Raw genomic sequence first — 20000 nt, 5'->3', positions numbered from 1 at the left:
TGACCTATGGAGGCTCTGGTCCTCCCGCAACACTAGTTCGTAAACCTGGTCAGGTCCGGAAGGAAGCAGCCACAGCGAATGACGTGTGTGCCGGGATGTGGCTGGGGCTTCCACCCATTTGATACGTGCAAAATAAGTCAGCAACAATTGCAAAATGACTCAGCAAATTTGCACACTAAGTCAGCATAGACTACATTTTGTTGTAGGTTTACAACAAAGTTATAACGCTATGTATGACCAAACCAAAAAATCTTCCCATGTACACAACATCAGCAAGTTTATGAGCTTGAAGAATGATGCTGTTGTGCGAACAATGTCCGTTCTTGAATTCGACTTTTGTTTTCACCTCGAATACAACCCCGATGTTCAGAGTTTTTCATCTCAGCCAATTAACTTAGCTTATTGTTTTAATGGAAGAAGTTGCCGCTATACTCCAGATTTTTTGGTTTCTAGTGCTTCAAAACAGGATTTGTTGGTTGAAGTAAAACATTCTAGCCAGATCTCGAAGCCAGATTTTAGAGCTAGATTTACTGAAAAGAAAAGGGTTGCTATGGCTGATTACGGATACGAGTTACGGTTAATTACTGAGAAGCAAATCCGGATAAATCCAATACTCAACAATTTAAAGTTGTTACATCGTTACTCTGGTCTACATACAGTGACTGAGGCTGAAAGGTATGTTCTTAAATATATTCAGCGAAAACAAAAAGTACAGCTTTATGATATTTCAGAAGCTTTAGGTTTGACTGAGCATGAAACCCTGATAAGTGCGTTGTGTTGGTTATCGTCAGGAAAAATAAAAACAGATCTAACCAAAGAAAGCTTTGGGTTAAGTAATTATGTCTGGTGTTGATGAACCTCTGGATAGCGATAGTGGCCTATTCGGATTTGTTGATGAATTTATTGATGAAAATGTAGATACTCCTTCTCAAAACGTTACCAAATTCTTCAATTCAATAGATAATCAATTTGAACCTTCTTTTGATACTTTGTCTTCAGAAGTACAGCAACAGGCGCTTGATCGTCTAGACATATTGAACTACGTGGAAAAACGTCTCACTGGCGGCTGGACTGAACGGAATTTATTGCCGTTGCTAAATTCTTATAAAAGTAAAACTGGTAAGTGGGTACCGACTTGGAGAATATTGGTTGAATGGAAATCTGCATATTTTGAATCTGGTAGAGATATTTTCTCATTGGCACCAAAGCATAAACAAAAGGGGAATCGAAATAAAAAGAAGGATTCCCAACAGCTTGTTGATGAAGCAATAACTAAAAAGTATTTAACCAAAGAAAGGTTGGCAGTTGCCGAAGCGTTTGAGTATTACAAATCAAGGGTGATTGAAGAAAATCGTAGAAATACTGTTACAAAGATAAAGCCGATTAGTAAGCGTACTTTTTATAACCGAGTTGATGAGTTGCCTCCTTATGATGTAGCTGTCGCTCGGTATGGGAAACGATATGCTGATCGTGAATTTAAGATGGTTGACCATATTAGACCAGCAACCTATCCCATGGAGTATGTAGAAATTGACCATACTCCAGCACCAGTTATTTTGCTTGATGATGAATTAAATTTACCGTTGGGAAGACCTTATCTAACTATATTGTATGATCGATATAGTGATTGCATTGTTGGTTTGTATGTTGGATTCAGAGATCCTAGTTACGAATCGGTTCGTTCGGCATTTTTAAACGCAACACTAAAAAAAGACTGGGTAAAAAGAAAATTTCCGGCAATTGAACATGATTGGCCTTGTCATGGAAAGGTTACTTACTTGGTCGTTGATAATGGCGCTGAATTTTGGAGTCAAAGCCTGGAGTCAGCTCTGAAACCATTAGTATCTGACATTATTTATACCAAAGCTGCAAAACCGTGGGAAAAGCCACATGTCGAAAAGGCTTTTGACTCATTCTATAAGCTGTTATTCAGCCGCTTGCCTGGCAAAACATTCAATAATATTAATGAGTTAAAAGATTATGATCCTAAGAAGGATGCCGTTGTTCGTGTTTCTGTTTTTTTAGAATTGCTCTACAAATGGGTGATTGATTATTTCCACATGAAGCCAGATTCAAAAGAGCGAAGAATCCCTTATCACAAGTGGTTTGAATCGGAATGGCGACCAAATTTTTATGATGGAATTGAAGCTGAACAGTTAAAAATAGAGCTAGGAATATTAAATACACGCACTTTAGGAAAAGATGGAATAAGGATTCATAACTTAAGATATGATTCTGAAGAACTTGTTGCCTATAAAAAGCGTTCTGCAAAAGTGAATAAAAAAGGAGCTACATTAAAAGTAAAAACGGATCCTGATAATATCAGTCATATTTATGTGTATTTAGAAGAAGATAAGCAGTATCTCAAAGTGCCTGTGATCAAGAATTCAGGTCATATTGAGGGAGTGTCTTTGTATCAACATGAACGAATTTGTGCTGTGAAACGATTGAATACGCGTTTACAAAAAAATGAAGAATCTTTAGCTGACACTTATTTATACATAGATAGACGAATCGATGGTGAATTGGAGCGTATGAGCAATAAAAAACAGAACAGATCAACGCAGCCCAAAACAACTAATTTATCCAAAATAGCAAAATACAAAAAGGTAGGTAGTGAAGGTCCTGTATCTATTGCAAATAGGCAAGATAAGGCCAAATTACCTTCTGTCCTAAATGTGTCTGATTCCGATAACTTGGCTGATGATATTGATTTAAGTGATATAGATGGATACTAAAATGTTCAATCTGACCGATAGACAATTAAATCAGTTAAGTGAATTTCGGGAGTGTTTTGTTGAATATCCACAGATTACTGAAATTTATACTATTTTTGACAGGCTAATGTTTAATAGTACTGTAGGTGGAGAACAAGAATCTTTGCTCCTTACTGGTGATACTGGAGCCGGTAAAAGTGCTCTCATTCATAACTATCTGCAAAAGTTTACTATCAAAAAAGGTCGATGGGCTGAAATGCCCGTGTTGAATACCCGAATACCCAGTAAGATTAAAGAGCAGAATACTTTAGAGCGTTTTCTTCTTGATCTTGATGATATTAAGTCAAATCGGACAAGGCGATCACATAAAGAAGGTTCTTTAACTGCAGGTGTTATAAGAACACTAACTGATAAAAATGTAAAACTAATCATAGTAAATGAAATACAGGAACTGATTGAATTCAAAGATGCAGAAGAAAGGCAAACCATCGCAAATACGTTCAAGATGATAACTGAGGAAGCCAAAGTTTCTTTTGCATTGGTTGGAATGCCGTATTCATCGTTACTTGCTGAAGAACCTCAATGGAGTTCTCGATTAGGATGGCGTCGAAATCTTGATTACTTTCATTTATTTAAAATATCAGAAAATAAGGAAACTTTACTGCCAGATAAATTAGGAAAGATTCATTTTGCTAAATTTGTTTCTGGATTAGCTGCACGAATGGGGTTTGATGAACGCCCCAATCTGACTTCTGATGAAATTTTATTGCCGTTATTTGCTGTGTGTCGTGGTGAATGTCGGGCATTAAAACATTTTCTATCTGACGCACTATTAAATGCACTATGTGAATCCGCAGGTACTATAGATAAAGGAATGTTAGAAGCGACATTCAGCTCAAGATATCCTAATGAAGATAATCCATTTAAATGTCCTTTAGATCAGCTTAAGGTCCGAGAATTGAGTATTGGAACTCGGTACGATAAAGACGCTCAATTTAAAGAAGGTAAGTTAATCGATAGAACGTTTACAGACCTTTTACCTATTAATATGTTGTTGAGTAAACAACCATTAAAGAGCTAATTTCTTATGTTCTAAAAGAGCCAGTAAATTTTCCTTTTCTTCTTCACTCAATTTATCAATCAAACAAGCCAGCTCAGCTGTCACATCATCCTGACAAAAGAAATAATTAAGTGGAACGCCAAGCTCTTCAGCCATTCGAGTTAATGTTCCGATATCGGGTACATGGCGACCTTTTTCGTAATGGTTCATTCGACCGCTTGCTGAACTTTCTTCCATACCAATTTTTACCCCAAGATCTTTTTGGGTAATTTTTGCTTTTTTTCGTGCTGCTTTAAGCCTCGCTGGGATTGGGTTTTCCACTTAGACATTCTTTTTCTACCTATAGATAACTTAGATTGTCTAAGTTTTACTTATTTTTGTATACTTAGCAATCCTAAGTTTTAGTCGTGTTAGGTAGTGATAATGAAACGAACGAAAAAGCTAAGTCAGCCAATTTATAACCTTTTGATAAAGAACAAACTAGATCGTTTTACGGTTCTTCAGGCTCGTGATGAGCTTCAGAACTCACAGGATCGATTTCAAGATGATAATGAAGCCAGGAAGTATATCTATCGGCAAGTTAGCAGCCTTGTTTTGAATGGATATTTGAAAACGACAGGGAAAGGACGAAACAAACTTTATATTAAAACAGATGCATTTTTTTTAGGAACATTTGCATGCAAAACATATAAATATTTAGAAAATGAGCCGAATGTAATGGTTCAGAAAAATACAGATATTCAGAACAATAACTATATAGCAACACTAAAAAAAGAACGTTTACGTTACCAAAGTGAATTTTCAATTGCTTCTCATGAAAAAGAAGAATTCGATAAACTGATGGAAAGGTTCCCTGATAAACAAGAACTTTTAATGCCTGTTTTTGAACAGATAAAAGGACGTTCTGAAATGATGTTAGGCAAAATAAATGCGATAACGGCGGCACTAAAAGTAATACAGTTACCGGAATCGGGATTTCAACAGGAGATGTTAATTTCATAAATCCTTTATTCAGTATAGAAAATTGCGGGAACTTCTATTAACACTCGGTTTTATATACCCATTTTGTTATATTAGTTAACTAAACGGTTTCATATCGAGTCGGTTACATGGAAGCAAATATCAATAAAGCAAAGTTGTCTGAAACAGACATCATTACTAAGTTCATTTTGCCTGCGGTGAAAAGTGCTGGTTGGGATGACATGACCCAGATTCGTCAGGAAGTAAAACTTCGTGACGGTAAGGTGATTGTTCGAGGAAATATGGCAGCACGACGTAAAGTTAAGTCGGCTGATATCGTGCTGTACCATAAACCCAGTATGCCGCTAGCAGTGATAGAAGCGAAAGCCAATAAGCACGAAGTCGGTAAAGGAATGCAGCAAGGATTGGATTATGCCTCTTTGCTTGAAGTGCCATTTGTATTTGCTTCCAATGGCGATGGTTTTGTTTTTCATGATAAGACCAATCCCAGTCAGTTAGAAAAAGATATTCGACTAGAAGAGTTCCCAACACCCCAGCAGCTTTGGGATAAATACTGTGTTTGGAAAGGGTTCAAAACCGAAAATTTACCTGTCATTACTCAAGACTACTACGACTATGGTCGTGATAAATCACCGCGCTACTATCAGCTGCAAGCAATCAACAAAACAGTAGAAGCGATTGCCGATGGTCAAAAACGAGCCCTGCTCGTTATGGCGACAGGCACGGGGAAAACCTATACCGCATTTCAGATTATCTGGCGCTTATGGAAAGCTAAAAAAGCCAAACGCATTCTATTTCTTGCAGACAGAAATGCATTAGTCAATCAGACAAAAAGAGATGATTTTCAACCATTTGATACTGCAATGACCAAAATCACTGGACGAACTGTTGATCCTGCTTATGAAGTGCATTTGGCTCTCTATCAGGCGTTAACAGGTCCGGAGGAACACCAAAAGGCTTATAAACAGGTCTCACCGGATTTCTTTGATCTGATTGTGGTCGATGAATGCCACCGTGGCAGCGCAGATGAAGACAGTGCTTGGCATGAAATCTTGGAATATTTCAGCTCTGCAACTCAAATTGGGCTCACAGCAACGCCAAAAGAAACCGATGAAGTTTCTAATACCGAATATTTTGGTGATCCTCTGTATACCTATTCGTTAAAGCAAGGCATTGAAGATGGTTTCTTAGCCCCTTACAAAGTAATTCGTGTTGATATCAATGTGGATGTACAAGGCTGGCGACCTACCAAAGGTCAGGTTGATTTGAACGGTGAAGTGATTGAAGATCGCATCTACAACCAAAAAGATTTTGACCGCACGATGGTGATTGATGAGCGTACGGAACTTGTGGCAAAAACCATTACCAATTACCTGAAAAAGACCGACCCGATGGCAAAAACCATCGTGTTTTGTAACGATATCGATCATGCTGAGCGTATGCGTCGAGCGTTGGTTAATCTCAATCCAGACCAAGTTGCCAAAAACGAAAAATACGTCATGAAAATCACCGGCGATGATGAAATTGGCAAAGCACAAATTGAAAACTTCTGTGATCCCAAAAAACCATACCCTGTGATTGCGACTACGTCGGAATTAATGACCACAGGCATAAATGCCAAAACCTGTAAATTGGTGGTGCTTGATCAAAGTATTCAATCTATGACTAAGTTTAAGCAGATTATTGGCCGTGGTACCCGTATCGATGACCGTTATCATAAGCTTTGGTTTACCATTCTTGATTTCAAAAAAGCGACCGAACTCTTTGCTGATGAGCGCTTTGATGGTGAGCCTGAACGAGTCAAAGTGACTGAGCCAGAAGATTTTGAAGACGATGACGCGATTGATGACATCATCATGGGAACGGATGGCGCAGATGATGAAGATCCGTTTGAAGGTGAAGATATCGAACCGGATTCAATTCAGGAGCCCGAAGGTGAATACGATCCGACTTATGGTTCATCATCAACATCAAGGGGTGGTGATGACTGGACAGAAGAACCCGAGCGTGTGCGCAAGTTCCACGTGAAAGGCGTCGACGTGACTGCTTTAGCGGAACGTATTCAATATTACGACAGCGATGGCAAGCTGGTTACGGAATCCTTCAAAGACTACACCCGTAAAACCATTGCCCAAGAGTTTGCATCCTTAGATGAGTTTACCAAGAGATGGCAAGAGTCCGATCGCAAACAAGCCATTATCGACGAGCTGGCTGATATGGGGGTGATTTGGGAAGTGCTTGAGCAAGAAGTCGGTAAAGAGCTCGATCCATTCGATATGATCTGCCATGTCGTTTATGATATGCCGCCTTTAACCCGTAAAGAGCGGGCTGAGAATGTCAAAAAGCGCAATTACTTTACCAAGTACGGTGAGGTTGCCCAGCAAGTGCTTCAAAACTTATTGGATAAATACGCCGATGCAGGTCTCTCAGAAGTAGAAAACATGACGGTATTGAAAGTCGCGCCATTTACTGAAATCGGCAGCATGATGGAGATCATCAAGCAGGGATTCGGTGGCAAACCTCAATATCAACAAGCTATTCAAGAACTCGAAGCGGAAATTTACCGTTTAGATGAAAAATCGGCTTAAGTGCCAAATAGTTTCAGATTCAACACATTACGACAAAAAGAAAACGAGAAAACTATGTCAATCAGTTCAGTGATTAAATCGATTCAAGACATCATGCGTAAAGATGCGGGCGTGGATGGTGATGCGCAGCGTCTAGGGCAAATGTCTTGGTTACTCTTTCTAAAAATCTTTGATGCCCGTGAAGAAGAATTAGAGCTTGAGCTGGATGATTATAAAGCCCCAATCCCCGCCAAATTTTTGTGGCGTAATTGGGCGCAAGATCCGGAAGGGATTACGGGCGAACAATTACTCGATTTTGTGAATGATGAACTCTTCTATGGATTAAAAAACCTGACAGCGCCGTTAGATTTAAACCCGCGTGGTTACGTTGTGCGAGAAGCTTTCACCGATGCATTTAACTACATGAAAAACGGCACCTTATTGCGTCAGGTGATCAACAAACTTAACGAAATCGATTTTACCAGCTCGACAGAACGTCATCTGTTTGGCGATATCTATGAACAAATCCTTAAAGACCTGCAAAGTGCGGGTAACTCTGGTGAGTTCTACACCCCTCGTGCTGTCACTCGTTTTATTGTGGACCGTCTTGATCCTAAACTGGGCGAGAACATCATGGACCCGGCGTGTGGTACTGGTGGTTTCCTTGCGTGCAGTTTTGACCATGTTAAAGATAACTATGTGAAAACGGCAGAAGACCATCAGACACTCCAGCAGCAGGTCCGTGGTGTGGAGAAAAAACAGCTGCCACATCTACTGTGTGTAACCAATATGATGCTGCATGGTGTCGAAGTGCCAGTGCAGATTAAGCATGGTAATACACTGAGTAAACCGCTTTCTAACTGGGAAAGTGATATCGATGTGATTGCCACTAAAGAAGACGGTATTGAGAAAAACTTCCCAGCAGAAATGCAGACTCGTGAAACTGCCGATCTGTTTTTGCAGTTGATTATTGAAGTGCTGCGCGATAAAGGTCGTGCAGGTGTGGTTCTGCCTGATGGTACACTGTTTGGTGAAGGCGTTAAAACCAAGATTAAAAAGTTACTGACCGAAGAATGTAACTTGCACACCATCGTGCGCCTGCCAAACGGGGTATTTAACCCATACACTGGTATTAAAACCAACATTCTGTTCTTTACCAAAGGAACGCCGACTAAAGACGTGTGGTTCTATGAGCACCCGTATCCAGATGGTGTGAAGAACTACAACAAAACCAAACCGATGAAGTTTGAAGAGTTCCAAACCGAAATTGATTGGTGGGGTTCGGAAGAAGATGGTTTTGCCAGCCGTGTTGAAACCAAGCACGCATGGAAAGTCTCAATTGATGACATTGTCGAGCGTAATTTCAACCTCGATATTAAAAACCCTTATCAGGATGAAGTGGTCAATTACGACCCTGAAGAACTGCTTGCCAGCTATGAACAGCAGCAGCAAGAGATCACCACGCTGCGTAATCAATTAAAAGACATTATTGGTAATGCGCTTAAGTCTTCTGTTAATGGTGAGGCGTAAGCATGTCGGTAGAAAGCCTAATTACACAACATATTGATATCTGGACCTCTGCGGTACAAACCAAATCAACCTCAGGTCGTGGTACCAGCAGCAAGCTTGATTTATACGGCATTAAAAAACTGCGTGAGCTGATTTTGGAATTGGCAGTGCGTGGTAAGTTAGTGTCGCAAGATCCAAATGATGAAGATGCATCAGTTTTATTAAAGCGAATTTCCGCAAAAAAAAATGAACTGATTGACTCTGGATTAATTAAGAAGCCAAAGAAATTAAGCAAAATATCAGAAGAAGAAATACCGTTTGAGATTCCTCAAAATTGGGTTTGGACCAGAATTCAGAATGTCGGTCATGATCTTGGTCAGAAAAAGCCTGATACAAAATTTACTTACATCGATGTAGGTGCAATTAACAAAGAACTAGGATTGATAGAAGAGCCTAATATTCTCGAAGCAGCCGATGCACCTTCTCGAGCGCGAAAGCTAGTAAAAAAAGGAACAGTAATATATTCGACGGTAAGACCTTATTTGCTAAATATTGCGGTAATTGACCATGAAATTTTACCAGAACCTATAGCAAGTACAGCTTTTGCAATTATCCATCCATTAGATGGAGTACTGGGTTCATATATTTATAGATATTTGAGATCACCCAGCTTTATTACTTATGTTGAATCTGTTCAGAACGGAGTTGCCTATCCGGCAATCAATGATAAACAGTTTTTTAATGGGTTGATTCCGATTCCACCTGAAAAAGAACAACACCGTATCGTTGCTAAAGTCGATGAGCTAATGCAACTTTGCGATCAACTGGAGCAGCAAACTGAAGCCAGTATTGCCGCGCATCAGGTGTTGGTGAAAACCCTGTTGGCAACCTTAACCAACAGCAAAAATGCTGAAGAGTTAATGGAAAACTGGCAGCGCATCAGCGCCCATTTCGATACCCTATTCACCACCGAAGAGAGCATCGACCAGCTTAAGCAAACTATTCTGCAATTGGCGGTCATGGGGAAACTGGTACCGCAAAATCCTGCCGATGAACCTGCATCAGAGCTGCTTAAGCGCATCGCCAAAGAAAAAGCCCAGTTGGTGAAAGATAAGAAAATCAAAAAGCAAAAAGCGTTGCCGCCGATTATCGATGATGAAAAGCCGTTTGAACTGCCTGATGGGTGGGAGTGGGAACGAATTGGTAATTTATCAAATTTTATTGAGTATGGTTCTTCTCAGAAAACGGTAGATTCTTTACCAAATGGCGTGCCTGTCCTAAAAATGGGCGACATTCAAAATGGAAAGCTGATTCTCGGTCAACATAAGGTAATGAGTTCGGATGTTGAAGAACTGCCTAATTTATACCTTAAGAATAATGACGTTTTATACAACAGAACCAACAGTGCCGAGTTAGTAGGAAAAACCGGAATTTTTAAAGGTGAGGACGATATCTATTCGTTCGCATCTTACTTGATAAGAATTCGCTGTAATCCTCAAAATATGTTGCCCGATTATTTGAACTTATCGATGAATACACCAATGTTTCGAGAGACTCAAATTAATCCTCACATCAAAAAGCAGTGTGGGCAGGCGAATGTTAATGGAACATTGATGAAGGCGATGCTTGTATCTCTTCCTCCGTTGGAAGAACAGCATCGTATTTTCAACAAATTAGGTGAGCTGATGATGCTGTGCGATCAACTTAAAAATCGCTTATTTATGGTTCAGGAAGCTAGGTTACAGTTTGCTGATGCCCTGGTAGAGCAGGTGGTTTAGCTATGAGTGAAATTTATAACGTATACTGCGACGAATCTTGCCACCTTGAAAACGATGGTATCAAAGTAATGACTTTGGGGGCCATGTGGTGCCCTTTGTCTAAACGAGTTGAAATTGCCCAACGGATTCGAGAAATAAAAGTAAAACATGGTTTGAAATCAGATTTTGAAATCAAGTGGACCAAGGTCAGTAAAGGACAGCTAGAATTTTATTTGGATGTGGTTGATTATTTTTTCGATGATGATGATTGTCATTTCCGTGGGCTCGTCGTACCCGATAAATCAGTACTAAATCATGAGCAGTTTGGGCAGAGTCATGATGATTGGTATTACAAAATGTATTTTGTGATGCTTAAGACCATTTTTGAACCAAAGTCTAACTATCGTGTTTATATCGATATTAAAGATACGTTGGGTCATGAAAAAATCGATAAATTACATGATGTTATTTGTAATAGTCAATATGATTTTTCTCATCATATTATTGAACGCATGCAACGTATCATGTCTCATGAAGCAGAACAACTTCAGTTAGCTGATTTATTAATCGGTGCATTGGGATATTTGCATCGGGGTTTAACATCGAATGAAGCTAAACTGGCACTAATCGAACGTATTAAGGAGCGTAGTGGTTATCGATTGACCCATAATACTCTATTGAAAGAAAACAAATTTAATCTATTAATGTGGAATGGAAAAGGTGGTTTCTAATGGCAGAGTGGTTACCGGATTTAGTCTTATTTGAAGATTATGATGGACAATGGCCACCATATCTTGATGCTATTTATACTTTTTTTGAACAAGATTTTGTACGTAATAAACCTGTTTATCAGGGGAAGCGTTTGGGTTTAAAACGATATCCTGAGTATGAAGGTAAATCTGCCACATTTTGGCATATGACCAGTACTGGTAATGAGGAAGATGAACGTATCCCTGATTTTAGACGATGTGAGCGTATTCGGTGGCCTAAGCCTGTTATAGAGAATGACCAAGAGCCAGAATTAAAAATTTGGGCAGAACCTAAAGGTAAAAATCAGAGAATACATATTTGGTATGAAGATGAAGGTTACCTAGTTGTTCTAGATGACCGTGGCGAATACATTTTACCATGGACTGCATTCTACGTAGAACATGAACATCAACGTACAAAATACATTAAACGTTGGAAAAGATATACAGGACAATAACTTGAGGAAGCTGGCCTCGCCCTCATTGAGGACGGAGCCGTAACTCTTTCTACACATGGCAGATGAGATAGCATGATCATAGGCATGAGCGTCTTTATTGTCAATTAGAATCCTAATTGTTTCTTTGGTTTTCTCATATATTCAGTAGATTAAGTTTGCATAATCATCTGCTTGATTTGACTTTAAATAAAGTTGGCTAATACTAAAACTTAGACATTCTAAGTTTTACGCTGGCGATGGACACGGAAATCGAACTTTACAGTGATGAATCACTCGAGAGCTTTTTGCTGCGATTGAGTAAGTATCGCGGCTATGAGCGGTTTGCTCATTTTGCTGAAGATATTTGGCATAATACGTTGTTGCAGCATGATGCGACTCCCGGTGCTTTTCCGTTTGAATTGAGTCGAATTAACCTTTTTAAAGCTCAAACAACCAGTCAGATGCGGGTTCGTGTTTTGCTCGATTTGGAGAAGCAACTTAGTCTAGATAATTTTGCAATATTGCGGCTAGCGTTAGCTAACTCCAAAGTACTATTTTCACCTGAACAAAAAGCCCTTCATCGTGCTGGTATTGACTACCCCTATGTTTTCTTGCGTAAAAATAGTACTCCCATTTGCCCTGAGTGTTTGAAAAAAGCTCCCTATATTCGGCAGCTATGGCACTTTATGCCTTATCAGGTTTGTCATAAGCACCAATGTAAACTTGTCCATCGATGTCCCCAATGTGGAAAAACAATTTCTTATCAACAATCAGAACTGATTGAGTCTTGTGAGTGTGGATATAGGTTCACAGCGTGTGAAGTGGAAAAGCCGGAACAGTCTTCGCTGATAGTGGCTCAATGGCTGGCGGGTTCTCAGGTCTCACCGCTAGGCTTACTTAGTCATGAACTATCACCGTCGAGCAGGTGTGGTTTTTTGCTTTGGTACGTTAATCGCTTTGGGGATACACAAGATATTTCCTTTGATGACTTCGTTGATTGTTGTGAAACATGGCCTCAACGCCTTAATGAAGACCTAGATAGCATCGTTCATAAAGCCGACTTAATAAGAACGTTGCCTTGGAATAAAGCGTATTTTAGAGAGGTGTTTGGAGAACTACTCAAAGAGTGCTGCTGCTTGCCCTACCGTGAGTTAAGCAAAAATCCTGTGTTACTTGCCATTGTGCATTATTTCACTTCATTAGTTAGCCATTATCCTCGCTCAAAGTCATCCAACATTGCAGATGTCCTTGTTAGCCCACTAGAAGCCGCCGCATTACTCTCTTGCACATCTGAAGAGGTTATTCGCTGCTATCAATTTGGTGAGCTTAAAGCACAAATCAAACCCAAATTACACAGTAAACTGGAGAACCATCAATCCGTTTTTACACTTCGCAGCATTATCGAATTCAAATTGGCGAAGATGACTAGTGAAGAAGATGGAACAGTTAACTTTCTACCAGAGTGGTAAGTTATGAGAGCATTGCAGGACCTTATCAAATTAGAAGATCCAAAGTTGCGCTTTAGCCAACTGAAAAAGTCGTTTATGCCTTATACCGCTCCGATTGAGATTTATGGGGATGAAAGGCACGCTCTCACTGTATTGCTCAACCTGTCTTTGAGTACTCCAGAGTGCAAGGATTGGCTCGACATGGAGAGGGCCATGAAGTACTTCTCCGACGAGAAAAATCTGCAAACTGTGGAAGAGGAAGTTAAATGGTATCACACGCATAATCTCAAATTTCCAGATTGCCGCGTAGCAAACCAACGCATATTGGCTACACCGATACCTAGTAATGAAGTAACGTTAACCAGCCAGTCGTTATTACCTCAATTGGGTTGGGCTCATAATTCTGCAAAGTATAAACACACGATCTGGCTACTGAATAACTTTGTTTGGCGGGGAAGTAATGCGAATGTACTTAATCTCATCCGTAATCAAAATGAATTATGGTCAGATCTTTTGGTTGATATGGGGTTGTCATTAGAGAAACAAGAGCAACTGCGAGCCATTTGTGAACGAAGTTTACCGGTAAGTGAATTGCCCACTGAAATTAGTCAGTTTAGTAAGCAAGTACGTTTCCCATGGCAAGGAGAGTACCTATCTATAACACCAGTTGTCAGTCATGCTATGCAGCAACAACTAGAAGTTCTTGCTAGAGATAAGCATTCCTCGTTTCGGTTTAGAACATTGGACTATCCCAACCCCGCTAGTATTGGCAATCTATGTGGTGCACTTGGGGGGGACGTCAATGTGCTGAACTATCCGATCGGTGTTCGTAAAGACTCACAGCGCACATTATTGGTAAGTAGGGAAAAATCACAACGCTACTTTGATGACTACCAGTTAACATCGAAAAAGACCTGTCTCGTTTTGGCGCATCTTGTTGGATTTGAAAAGCTTGATGATCGAAAAGCTCAAAAGCATGTTAGGAAATATCAAGTTAAGATTATTCGACGGCAGATAGCACGCTGGTTACTTCCTCTGATTGAATTAAGAGAGCAATTAGAGACAGAATCGTACCAATATCCCATGGACATTGCTGATCCGCTGGTAAAACAATTTCTAACCATTCCAGAGGCACAATTTAGGGAACTAGCATCAGAGCTTAATCAGAGAGTGCATCTGAGTTTACAAAGCAATCGCTTTTCATCGCGCTTTGCCTATCACCCGAAGTTGATGAGAGTGCTTAAAATCGAGCTGGATTGGGTGCTAAAACAACTTAGCCGACCAGAATCTGAACTCACACACACAACAGAACAAAGAGAGCAGTATATTTATTTGTCATCAATGAGCGTTTTTGATGCAAATGCTAGAAGTTGCCCTTATTTGATGGGAGCGCCATCGTTAACGGCATTTTGGGGCTTTGTTCATCGATATCAACGTGATTTCCAAGAATTATTGTTTGAGGATTATGAGAATGTGAGTTTTGATGAATTTGCTGTTTTTATACGTGATGAGGTCATGCAAACAACAGCAAAGTTAACCGAACCTAGTGTATTGGCGAAGAAGCGTGAAATATCACCAGTGAAACGCACAACTATTATTCGAGATGAGTATATAGACCTTGAATTTGACTTGGTAATTAAAGTAAGCACCAGCAGGCGATTGTCAGATTATATTAATCAGTTAAAGGCGGCGCTTCCCAATAACTTTGCCGGTGGTGCATTATTTCAACCTGATATTGAACGGGGAGCCAGTTGGTTAAAGACGTTTGGTTCGACCTCTGAACTCCTTCATATAGTCAAAGGTCTATCAGGTTCTGGAACTTGGTTAGCGCCACATTCGGACCAGCCTGAAAGCTTAGAAGCGTTGGAAAAACTGTTATCTAATGATGATACTCTCCTGCCTGTTTCAAATGGCTTTCATTTTCTGGAATTACCCAAGCTAAGGGATAATTCCCTAACAGCACTGCATGCCTTTGCTGAAAACAATATTGGTATAGCAAAGCTAATTAGCCCCATCGAAATTAGACTTGGGGCACGCAATACTTTTATTGAACGCTGCTTTTGGGCTCTAGAATCATCAAAAAGTACTATCCTTATAAAAAATAAAAGGAAATAGTACATCATGGAACTCTGTAGTCAGTTGAATTACGTGCGTTCATTATCTTCAGGTAAAGCCTATTTCTATTATCTGGAAAATGAACGCCTAAGATCCCTTCAAGTAGACCGGACCCATTTGAGAGCGCCCAAAGCGGGGTACTCCGAAGCCTTTTCTGGGAATTTCGAAGCTAAAAATTTAGCGCCACAAGATTTAGCCCATTCTAATCCACAGTTTATTGAGGAGTGTTATGTTCCTCCGGAAGTGAACGATATTTATTGTTCATTTTCTCTTAGGATTCGTGCTAATTCATTAGCACCAGAAGTATGCGCAGATGTCGACGTACGAGTCATTCTCCAACGACTTGCCGAAACTTATCAGCGTTTGGGTGGATATCGGGAACTGGCAAATCGATATGCAAAGAATTTATTGATGGGAACTTGGTTGTGGCGTAATCGTGAATGCAGAAATATTTCGATTGAGGTTAAAACAGAACAGCAACAATGGCAGATTGATGATATTCGGTATTTGGAATGGAATGGTGATTGGGAAGGCGATGCTGCAGTAGCACTGAATGGGTTGAGTGAATATCTTAGTAAAGCTCTATCGGACAAAACGCATTATTTCAATATAGATGTAAGAGCAAAACTGACTGTTGGATGGGGGGATGAAATTTATCCGAGTCAGGAATTTCTTGATGTCAAAGTGGTTGGTCATCCAAGTAAACAGTTAGCCAAAGTTCTTATTGATGGCGAAGAGTCGGTGTCTTTTCATGCTCAAAAGGTAGGTGCCGCTATTCAGTTGATTGATGATTGGTGGGCGGAGGATGCTGATAAACCATTAAGAGTAAACGAATATGGTGCAGATAAAGAGTATGTCATTTCTCGTCGGCATAGTGTTGATAAAAAAGACTTTTATTCTTTAATCAGAAGATCAGAAGAGTTTCTCGAGGTTATGAATACCAGCGGTGAAATTCCCAATGACGTTCATTTTGTTATGGCTGTTCTAGTAAAAGGTGGTGTATTCAGCGGCGCGAGTAAAAAGAAGAACAAGGATGAGTAACAATGAAGAGATATTACTTTTCGATTCGATTTTTACCTGAAAGAGCTGATTATGAGCTTTTAGCCGGGCGTTGCATTTCAACGATGCATGGCTTTTTATCACAAGAACGAAATCATTCGTTTAAGAATAGTGTCGGTGTTGCATTTCCTCGTTGGAATGAGAAAAATATTGGTGATCTCATCATGTTTGTTTCTGAACATGAAAGTATCCTTACCGGGCTTTTTTACCAACCGTATTTTTCAACCATGATGAAGGAAGGATTGTTCGATGTGTCACCAATAGCGTTAGTCCCCAAAGGTGTGGTAGACGCTCGGTTTGTATACAACAAAACCATTCAGAAAATGTTTAATGGGTCTAAAAAGAGACGAATCAAAAGAGCATTAGAAAGGGCTGAAGCTCAAGGAACAGGCTACGTCCCTCAACCAGCAGAAGAGCGTGAGTTTGATCCTTTTCACTGTATACCCATAGACAGTCATTCAACAGGACAACAATTTATTCTTCATATTCAGAGACAATTTACCAATGCTGTAGGTGTTGAAAATCAGTTCAATAGTTACGGCTTTGCTTCCAACGAGCGTTGGACAGGTACAGTGCCTATATTTTGATTTTGACCTTATTTTTAGAGCAGATATTTATTCTGTTAAAATTCATGTGGTTATTATGTGACCATCAAATAAGGGTATATTAGCTAGATTGTGACGAATAGCAAACTAATCAGAGCGTTAGCGTCTAAGTTTTATAGTGAACCGCCGGATAGGCGGCTAAGAATAGGTCAGGAAGAAAGCAACCTAAAATCGCTGGGCTAGCGGAAACTAAGCCAAAAAATAAAAATGCGGTTACTTTTGTAGCCGCATTTTTTTGTGATTGATAAAGAACTATCAGCGTAAAAACATCAGTCGTCATTCAAACTCGTTTTTGCCCCTTTATGTGTTTCGAATAAGATCTTACGTCACGGCTAGTAATCCATTATGCTATAAATTATCTAGTATCATTTTTGAATTAAGACGCAACTTATGAGCAAAAAACGGTTATCAGAGAAAGAGCTGCTTGAAGGGCTAACGCCCTATACTGCACACGTTGATAAACTTGCAGCTATAAGAGAAAAGGATTGGAGGTCGTATTCAGAAGATACAGAAAAATCAGACGACGATTTTCTAACTCAAAGAGAAGATGTTTTTGATGATACCCGAATCGAATTTGAGGAAGATGAGCAAGATCGAGAATTGATTAAACAAAGAGAAAACTCCCCTGAAATTGACGTCGATATCGATGATCTATAACTTATCGTTTCTGCATTATGTGGACGACTGACTAAATCAAAATTGCCCCATTCGTGGTTACGCCTAGCTGATTAATTATTTCAATATGTGGTCATTTGGCATACTTTTAGTCATATCAAAAGTTGCTACTTTACTAGTGGTGATTCAACATTAGCGTTAGCGCATGCTTTTCATAATCTTGCTCGGAAGTTGACTAAGTCTCGAGGTAAGAACACACATCGCTATGCTAGTGCCAAGATGGGTAAAAGGGTTACTTGAATAAAAAAGCAGCTTTTAAAAAAGCTGCTTTGTATATCAGTAAATACTATTTATTTATCGAACTTGATTGAGGAAGTATAGGTGCTTCTCGTATTGATCAATAATATCTGCAATTAACTGATTACGATTATAGCGACAGATATTGTATTGTTGAGAACCTTTATCCAGGTAAACTTCAATGTAAAGTTGCGATTTAGGCTGAGATTTACTGCGCTCTCCAATAAATGAAGGAATGCTTGCTTCTCTTGCCCACGCACCATAAACAAAGTTACGTTCGTCTCCGTGGTCGATAACCAGAGAGCAGTAATTATGGTCTGAGCTAATTTCAGTGTTCAGACCTTTACTCTTGAAGACATCTGAGACTTCTTTCATTGCTTGCAAAATATCACCTTGCAAAAAGTTCAGAACTTCTTTCTTTTCCGGAATCGTAATGAGCTGCTCCAGATGTTGCTGCCATCCAATTTCCTGAATTCTTGCTAATGTGCTTGGTGTTGCCTGACTAAGGTGATTGGCACTATCAATTTTGATCATTTCCTGTCTTAAAGACTTAAACAAGCCAAAACCCACCAGTATTAACACGGGCGCAAATGGCAGCGCAGATGCAAGAGACGCTGCTTGCAGCGCTGACAACACATTTTGGCCGCCTGCAATGATCAATGATGCTGCGACTAAGCCTTCAGATACAGACCAGAAAATGCGCTGTTTGACTGGCGCTTCATCACCATCTTTTGCTGTCAGTGTATCAATAACCAGTGAACCTGAGTCTGATGATGTCACAAAGAATGTGAAAATCAGCAGTGTCGCGACCACTGAAGATATGCTTGCCAGTGGCAGGCTGTCCAGAAAGTGGAAAAGTGACGTCGGAGTATTAGCAAAGACCTGATCGACCAGTTCTGGCATGCTCCCTGTCATAATGCCGTGTAACGCTGTATTACCGAATACAGTCAGCCACAGAATGGTTACGCCAACAGGCACGAAGAGTACACCCAGCACGAACTCTTTGATGGTACGTCCGCGTGAAATTCTCGCTACGAACATACCGACGAACGGAGACCATGCAATAAACCATGCCCAGTAGAATAATGTCCAGCCACCCAGGAAAGAGTTTGTTTTATCACTGTTGATGTATGCATAGCTGTTGAACGTCATGTCAGCAATGGACGCGATATAGCTACCTACATTTTGTGCCAATGACTGGAAGATAAACAGTGTTGGACCTGTAACAGCGACAAATATCAGTAATATAACCGCCAAATTGAGGTTAAGCTCAGACAGACGGCGAATACCACTATCTAATCCGGTTACGACTGAAATCGTTGCCATCGTTGTTACAATCGCAATCAGTATCAACTGAGTCGCAGTACCGATTGGAATGTCAAACAGGTAATTCAAACCAGAGTTGATTTGCAGAACACCAAGCCCAAGCGAGGTTGCGATACCAAACATGGTACCGAATACAGCTAAGATATCGACAGCGTAACCAATAGGGCCGTGAATACGTTTGCCGATAATTGGATACAGAGCGGAACTGATGCGTAGCGGTAACCCGTGACGGAAGCTAAAGTATCCTAATGCCAGAGCAACAATAGCGTATACACCCCATGCATGCACACCCCAGTGGAAAAACGTTTGGGTCATTGCATGTCTTGCTGCGTCAACGGTTTGTGGTTCACCTGCTGGTGGGTTGGCGAAATGAAAAACAGGTTCTGCAACACCGTAAAAAATGAGTCCAATCCCCATACCGGCAGAAAACAGCATCGCGAACCACGAGCGATAGCTATACTCAGGTTTACTATGGTCCGGTCCAAGCTTTATTTTGCCAAAGCGGCTAAATGCCAGAATTAGGGTAATAATCAGGTAGATTCCCATCGATAGCAGATAGAACCAGCCAAAGGTATCGATAATCCATGATTGTAGAGAACCAAACCATATGCCAGCTTGTTCTGGCATTGCGATGGTAAAAAGTACGAATAGGACAATCAGTCCGGCAGACGGATAAAAAACGGGTGGGTTGATTCCCGCTAATTTAGGTTTAGTTGCTTCAGTTGCGTTACTCATAATCGGATGATTTGATTAACCTC

At 40.2% G+C, this 20000-nt stretch carries 17 protein-coding genes and 1 other RNA gene; 15 read left to right on the top strand and 3 right to left on the bottom strand.

Going from position 1 to position 20000, the window contains the following annotated elements; translation table 11 throughout:
• The first annotated feature begins 13 nt into the window (after positions 1-13).
• The 4 genes from ffs to F9817_RS16245 all read left to right on the top strand — a co-directional run bounded on the left by ffs (position 14) and on the right by F9817_RS16245 (position 3798).
• Positions 14-110, top strand: an RNA gene (gene ffs, locus F9817_RS16260) — signal recognition particle sRNA small type.
• 119 nt (positions 111-229) lie between these two features.
• A complete protein-coding gene (locus F9817_RS16255) occupies positions 230-853 on the top strand; it encodes a TnsA endonuclease N-terminal domain-containing protein (protein ID WP_161157219.1) in 624 nt (207 codons plus the stop codon).
• Positions 840-2738: a Mu transposase C-terminal domain-containing protein gene (locus F9817_RS16250; protein WP_237476269.1), complete on the top strand. Its 1899-nt coding sequence runs from the start codon at positions 840-842 to the stop codon at positions 2736-2738. The genes F9817_RS16255 and F9817_RS16250 overlap by 14 nt, the downstream gene beginning before the upstream one ends.
• Positions 2728-3798, top strand: coding sequence for a TniB family NTP-binding protein (locus F9817_RS16245; protein WP_237476268.1), 1071 nt, complete (start codon positions 2728-2730; stop codon positions 3796-3798). Before F9817_RS16250 ends, F9817_RS16245 begins: the two co-directional genes overlap by 11 nt.
• On the opposite strand, the gene F9817_RS16240 is transcribed toward F9817_RS16245, so the two are convergent.
• Positions 3787-4098: a helix-turn-helix domain-containing protein gene (locus tag F9817_RS16240; RefSeq protein ID WP_161157208.1), complete on the bottom strand. Its 312-nt coding sequence runs from the start codon at positions 4096-4098 to the stop codon at positions 3787-3789. The genes F9817_RS16245 and F9817_RS16240 overlap by 12 nt on opposite strands.
• Positions 4099-4200: 102 nt before the next feature.
• On the opposite strand from F9817_RS16240, the gene F9817_RS16235 reads away from it, so the two are divergent.
• The 10 genes from F9817_RS16235 to cas6f all read left to right on the top strand — a co-directional run bounded on the left by F9817_RS16235 (position 4201) and on the right by cas6f (position 16986).
• Positions 4201-4779, top strand: a complete 579-nt coding sequence (locus F9817_RS16235) for a hypothetical protein (protein ID WP_161157207.1) — start codon at positions 4201-4203, stop codon at positions 4777-4779.
• A gap of 107 nt (positions 4780-4886) precedes the next feature.
• On the top strand, positions 4887-7346 hold the full coding sequence (gene hsdR, locus F9817_RS16230; protein WP_161157206.1) for an EcoAI/FtnUII family type I restriction enzme subunit R: 2460 nt from the start codon (positions 4887-4889) through the stop codon (positions 7344-7346).
• Between the two features lie 54 nt (positions 7347-7400).
• Positions 7401-8855, top strand: a complete 1455-nt coding sequence (locus F9817_RS16225) for an N-6 DNA methylase (RefSeq protein WP_161157205.1) — start codon at positions 7401-7403, stop codon at positions 8853-8855.
• 2 nt (positions 8856-8857) lie between these two features.
• A complete protein-coding gene (locus F9817_RS16220) occupies positions 8858-10612 on the top strand; it encodes a restriction endonuclease subunit S (RefSeq protein WP_161157204.1) in 1755 nt (584 codons plus the stop codon).
• Positions 10613-10614: 2 nt separating this feature from the next.
• A complete protein-coding gene (locus tag F9817_RS16215) occupies positions 10615-11322 on the top strand; it encodes a DUF3800 domain-containing protein (protein ID WP_161157203.1) in 708 nt (235 codons plus the stop codon).
• Complete coding sequence (locus F9817_RS16210; RefSeq protein WP_161157202.1) at positions 11322-11798, top strand: hypothetical protein; 477 nt, start codon at positions 11322-11324, stop codon at positions 11796-11798. The genes F9817_RS16215 and F9817_RS16210 overlap by 1 nt, the downstream gene beginning before the upstream one ends.
• A 236-nt stretch (positions 11799-12034) precedes the next feature.
• Positions 12035-13246, top strand: a complete 1212-nt coding sequence (locus F9817_RS16205; protein WP_161157201.1) for a TniQ family protein — start codon at positions 12035-12037, stop codon at positions 13244-13246.
• Positions 13247-13249: 3 nt separating this feature from the next.
• Entirely contained in the window at positions 13250-15340 is a 2091-nt protein-coding gene (locus tag F9817_RS16200; protein WP_161157200.1) for a type I-F CRISPR-associated protein Csy2, read from the top strand.
• A gap of 6 nt (positions 15341-15346) precedes the next feature.
• Positions 15347-16381, top strand: coding sequence for a type I-F CRISPR-associated protein Csy3 (csy3, locus tag F9817_RS16195; RefSeq protein WP_161157199.1), 1035 nt, complete (start codon positions 15347-15349; stop codon positions 16379-16381).
• A 2-nt stretch (positions 16382-16383) separates the two neighbouring features.
• Complete coding sequence (cas6f, locus tag F9817_RS16190) at positions 16384-16986, top strand: type I-F CRISPR-associated endoribonuclease Cas6/Csy4 (protein ID WP_161157198.1); 603 nt, start codon at positions 16384-16386, stop codon at positions 16984-16986.
• A 124-nt stretch (positions 16987-17110) separates the two neighbouring features.
• Here cas6f and F9817_RS16185 read toward each other — a convergent pair whose 3' ends face one another.
• Positions 17111-17284: a hypothetical protein gene (locus F9817_RS16185; protein WP_161157197.1), complete on the bottom strand. Its 174-nt coding sequence runs from the start codon at positions 17282-17284 to the stop codon at positions 17111-17113.
• 110 nt (positions 17285-17394) lie between these two features.
• On the opposite strand from F9817_RS16185, the gene F9817_RS16180 reads away from it, so the two are divergent.
• On the top strand, positions 17395-17661 hold the full coding sequence (locus F9817_RS16180; RefSeq protein WP_161157196.1) for a hypothetical protein: 267 nt from the start codon (positions 17395-17397) through the stop codon (positions 17659-17661).
• 312 nt (positions 17662-17973) lie between these two features.
• Here the strand turns inward: F9817_RS16180 and F9817_RS16175 are convergent, their stop codons facing one another.
• Positions 17974-19977: a BCCT family transporter gene (locus F9817_RS16175; protein WP_161157195.1), complete on the bottom strand. Its 2004-nt coding sequence runs from the start codon at positions 19975-19977 to the stop codon at positions 17974-17976.
• Between the last annotated feature and the right edge of the window lie 23 nt (positions 19978-20000).

This window comes from Vibrio eleionomae (assembly GCF_009874545.1).
Taxonomy (GTDB): domain Bacteria; phylum Pseudomonadota; class Gammaproteobacteria; order Enterobacterales; family Vibrionaceae; genus Vibrio; species Vibrio nitrifigilis.
Note: the sequence above shows the minus strand (reverse complement) of the source record. Positions and strands in the feature narration are given on the sequence as shown.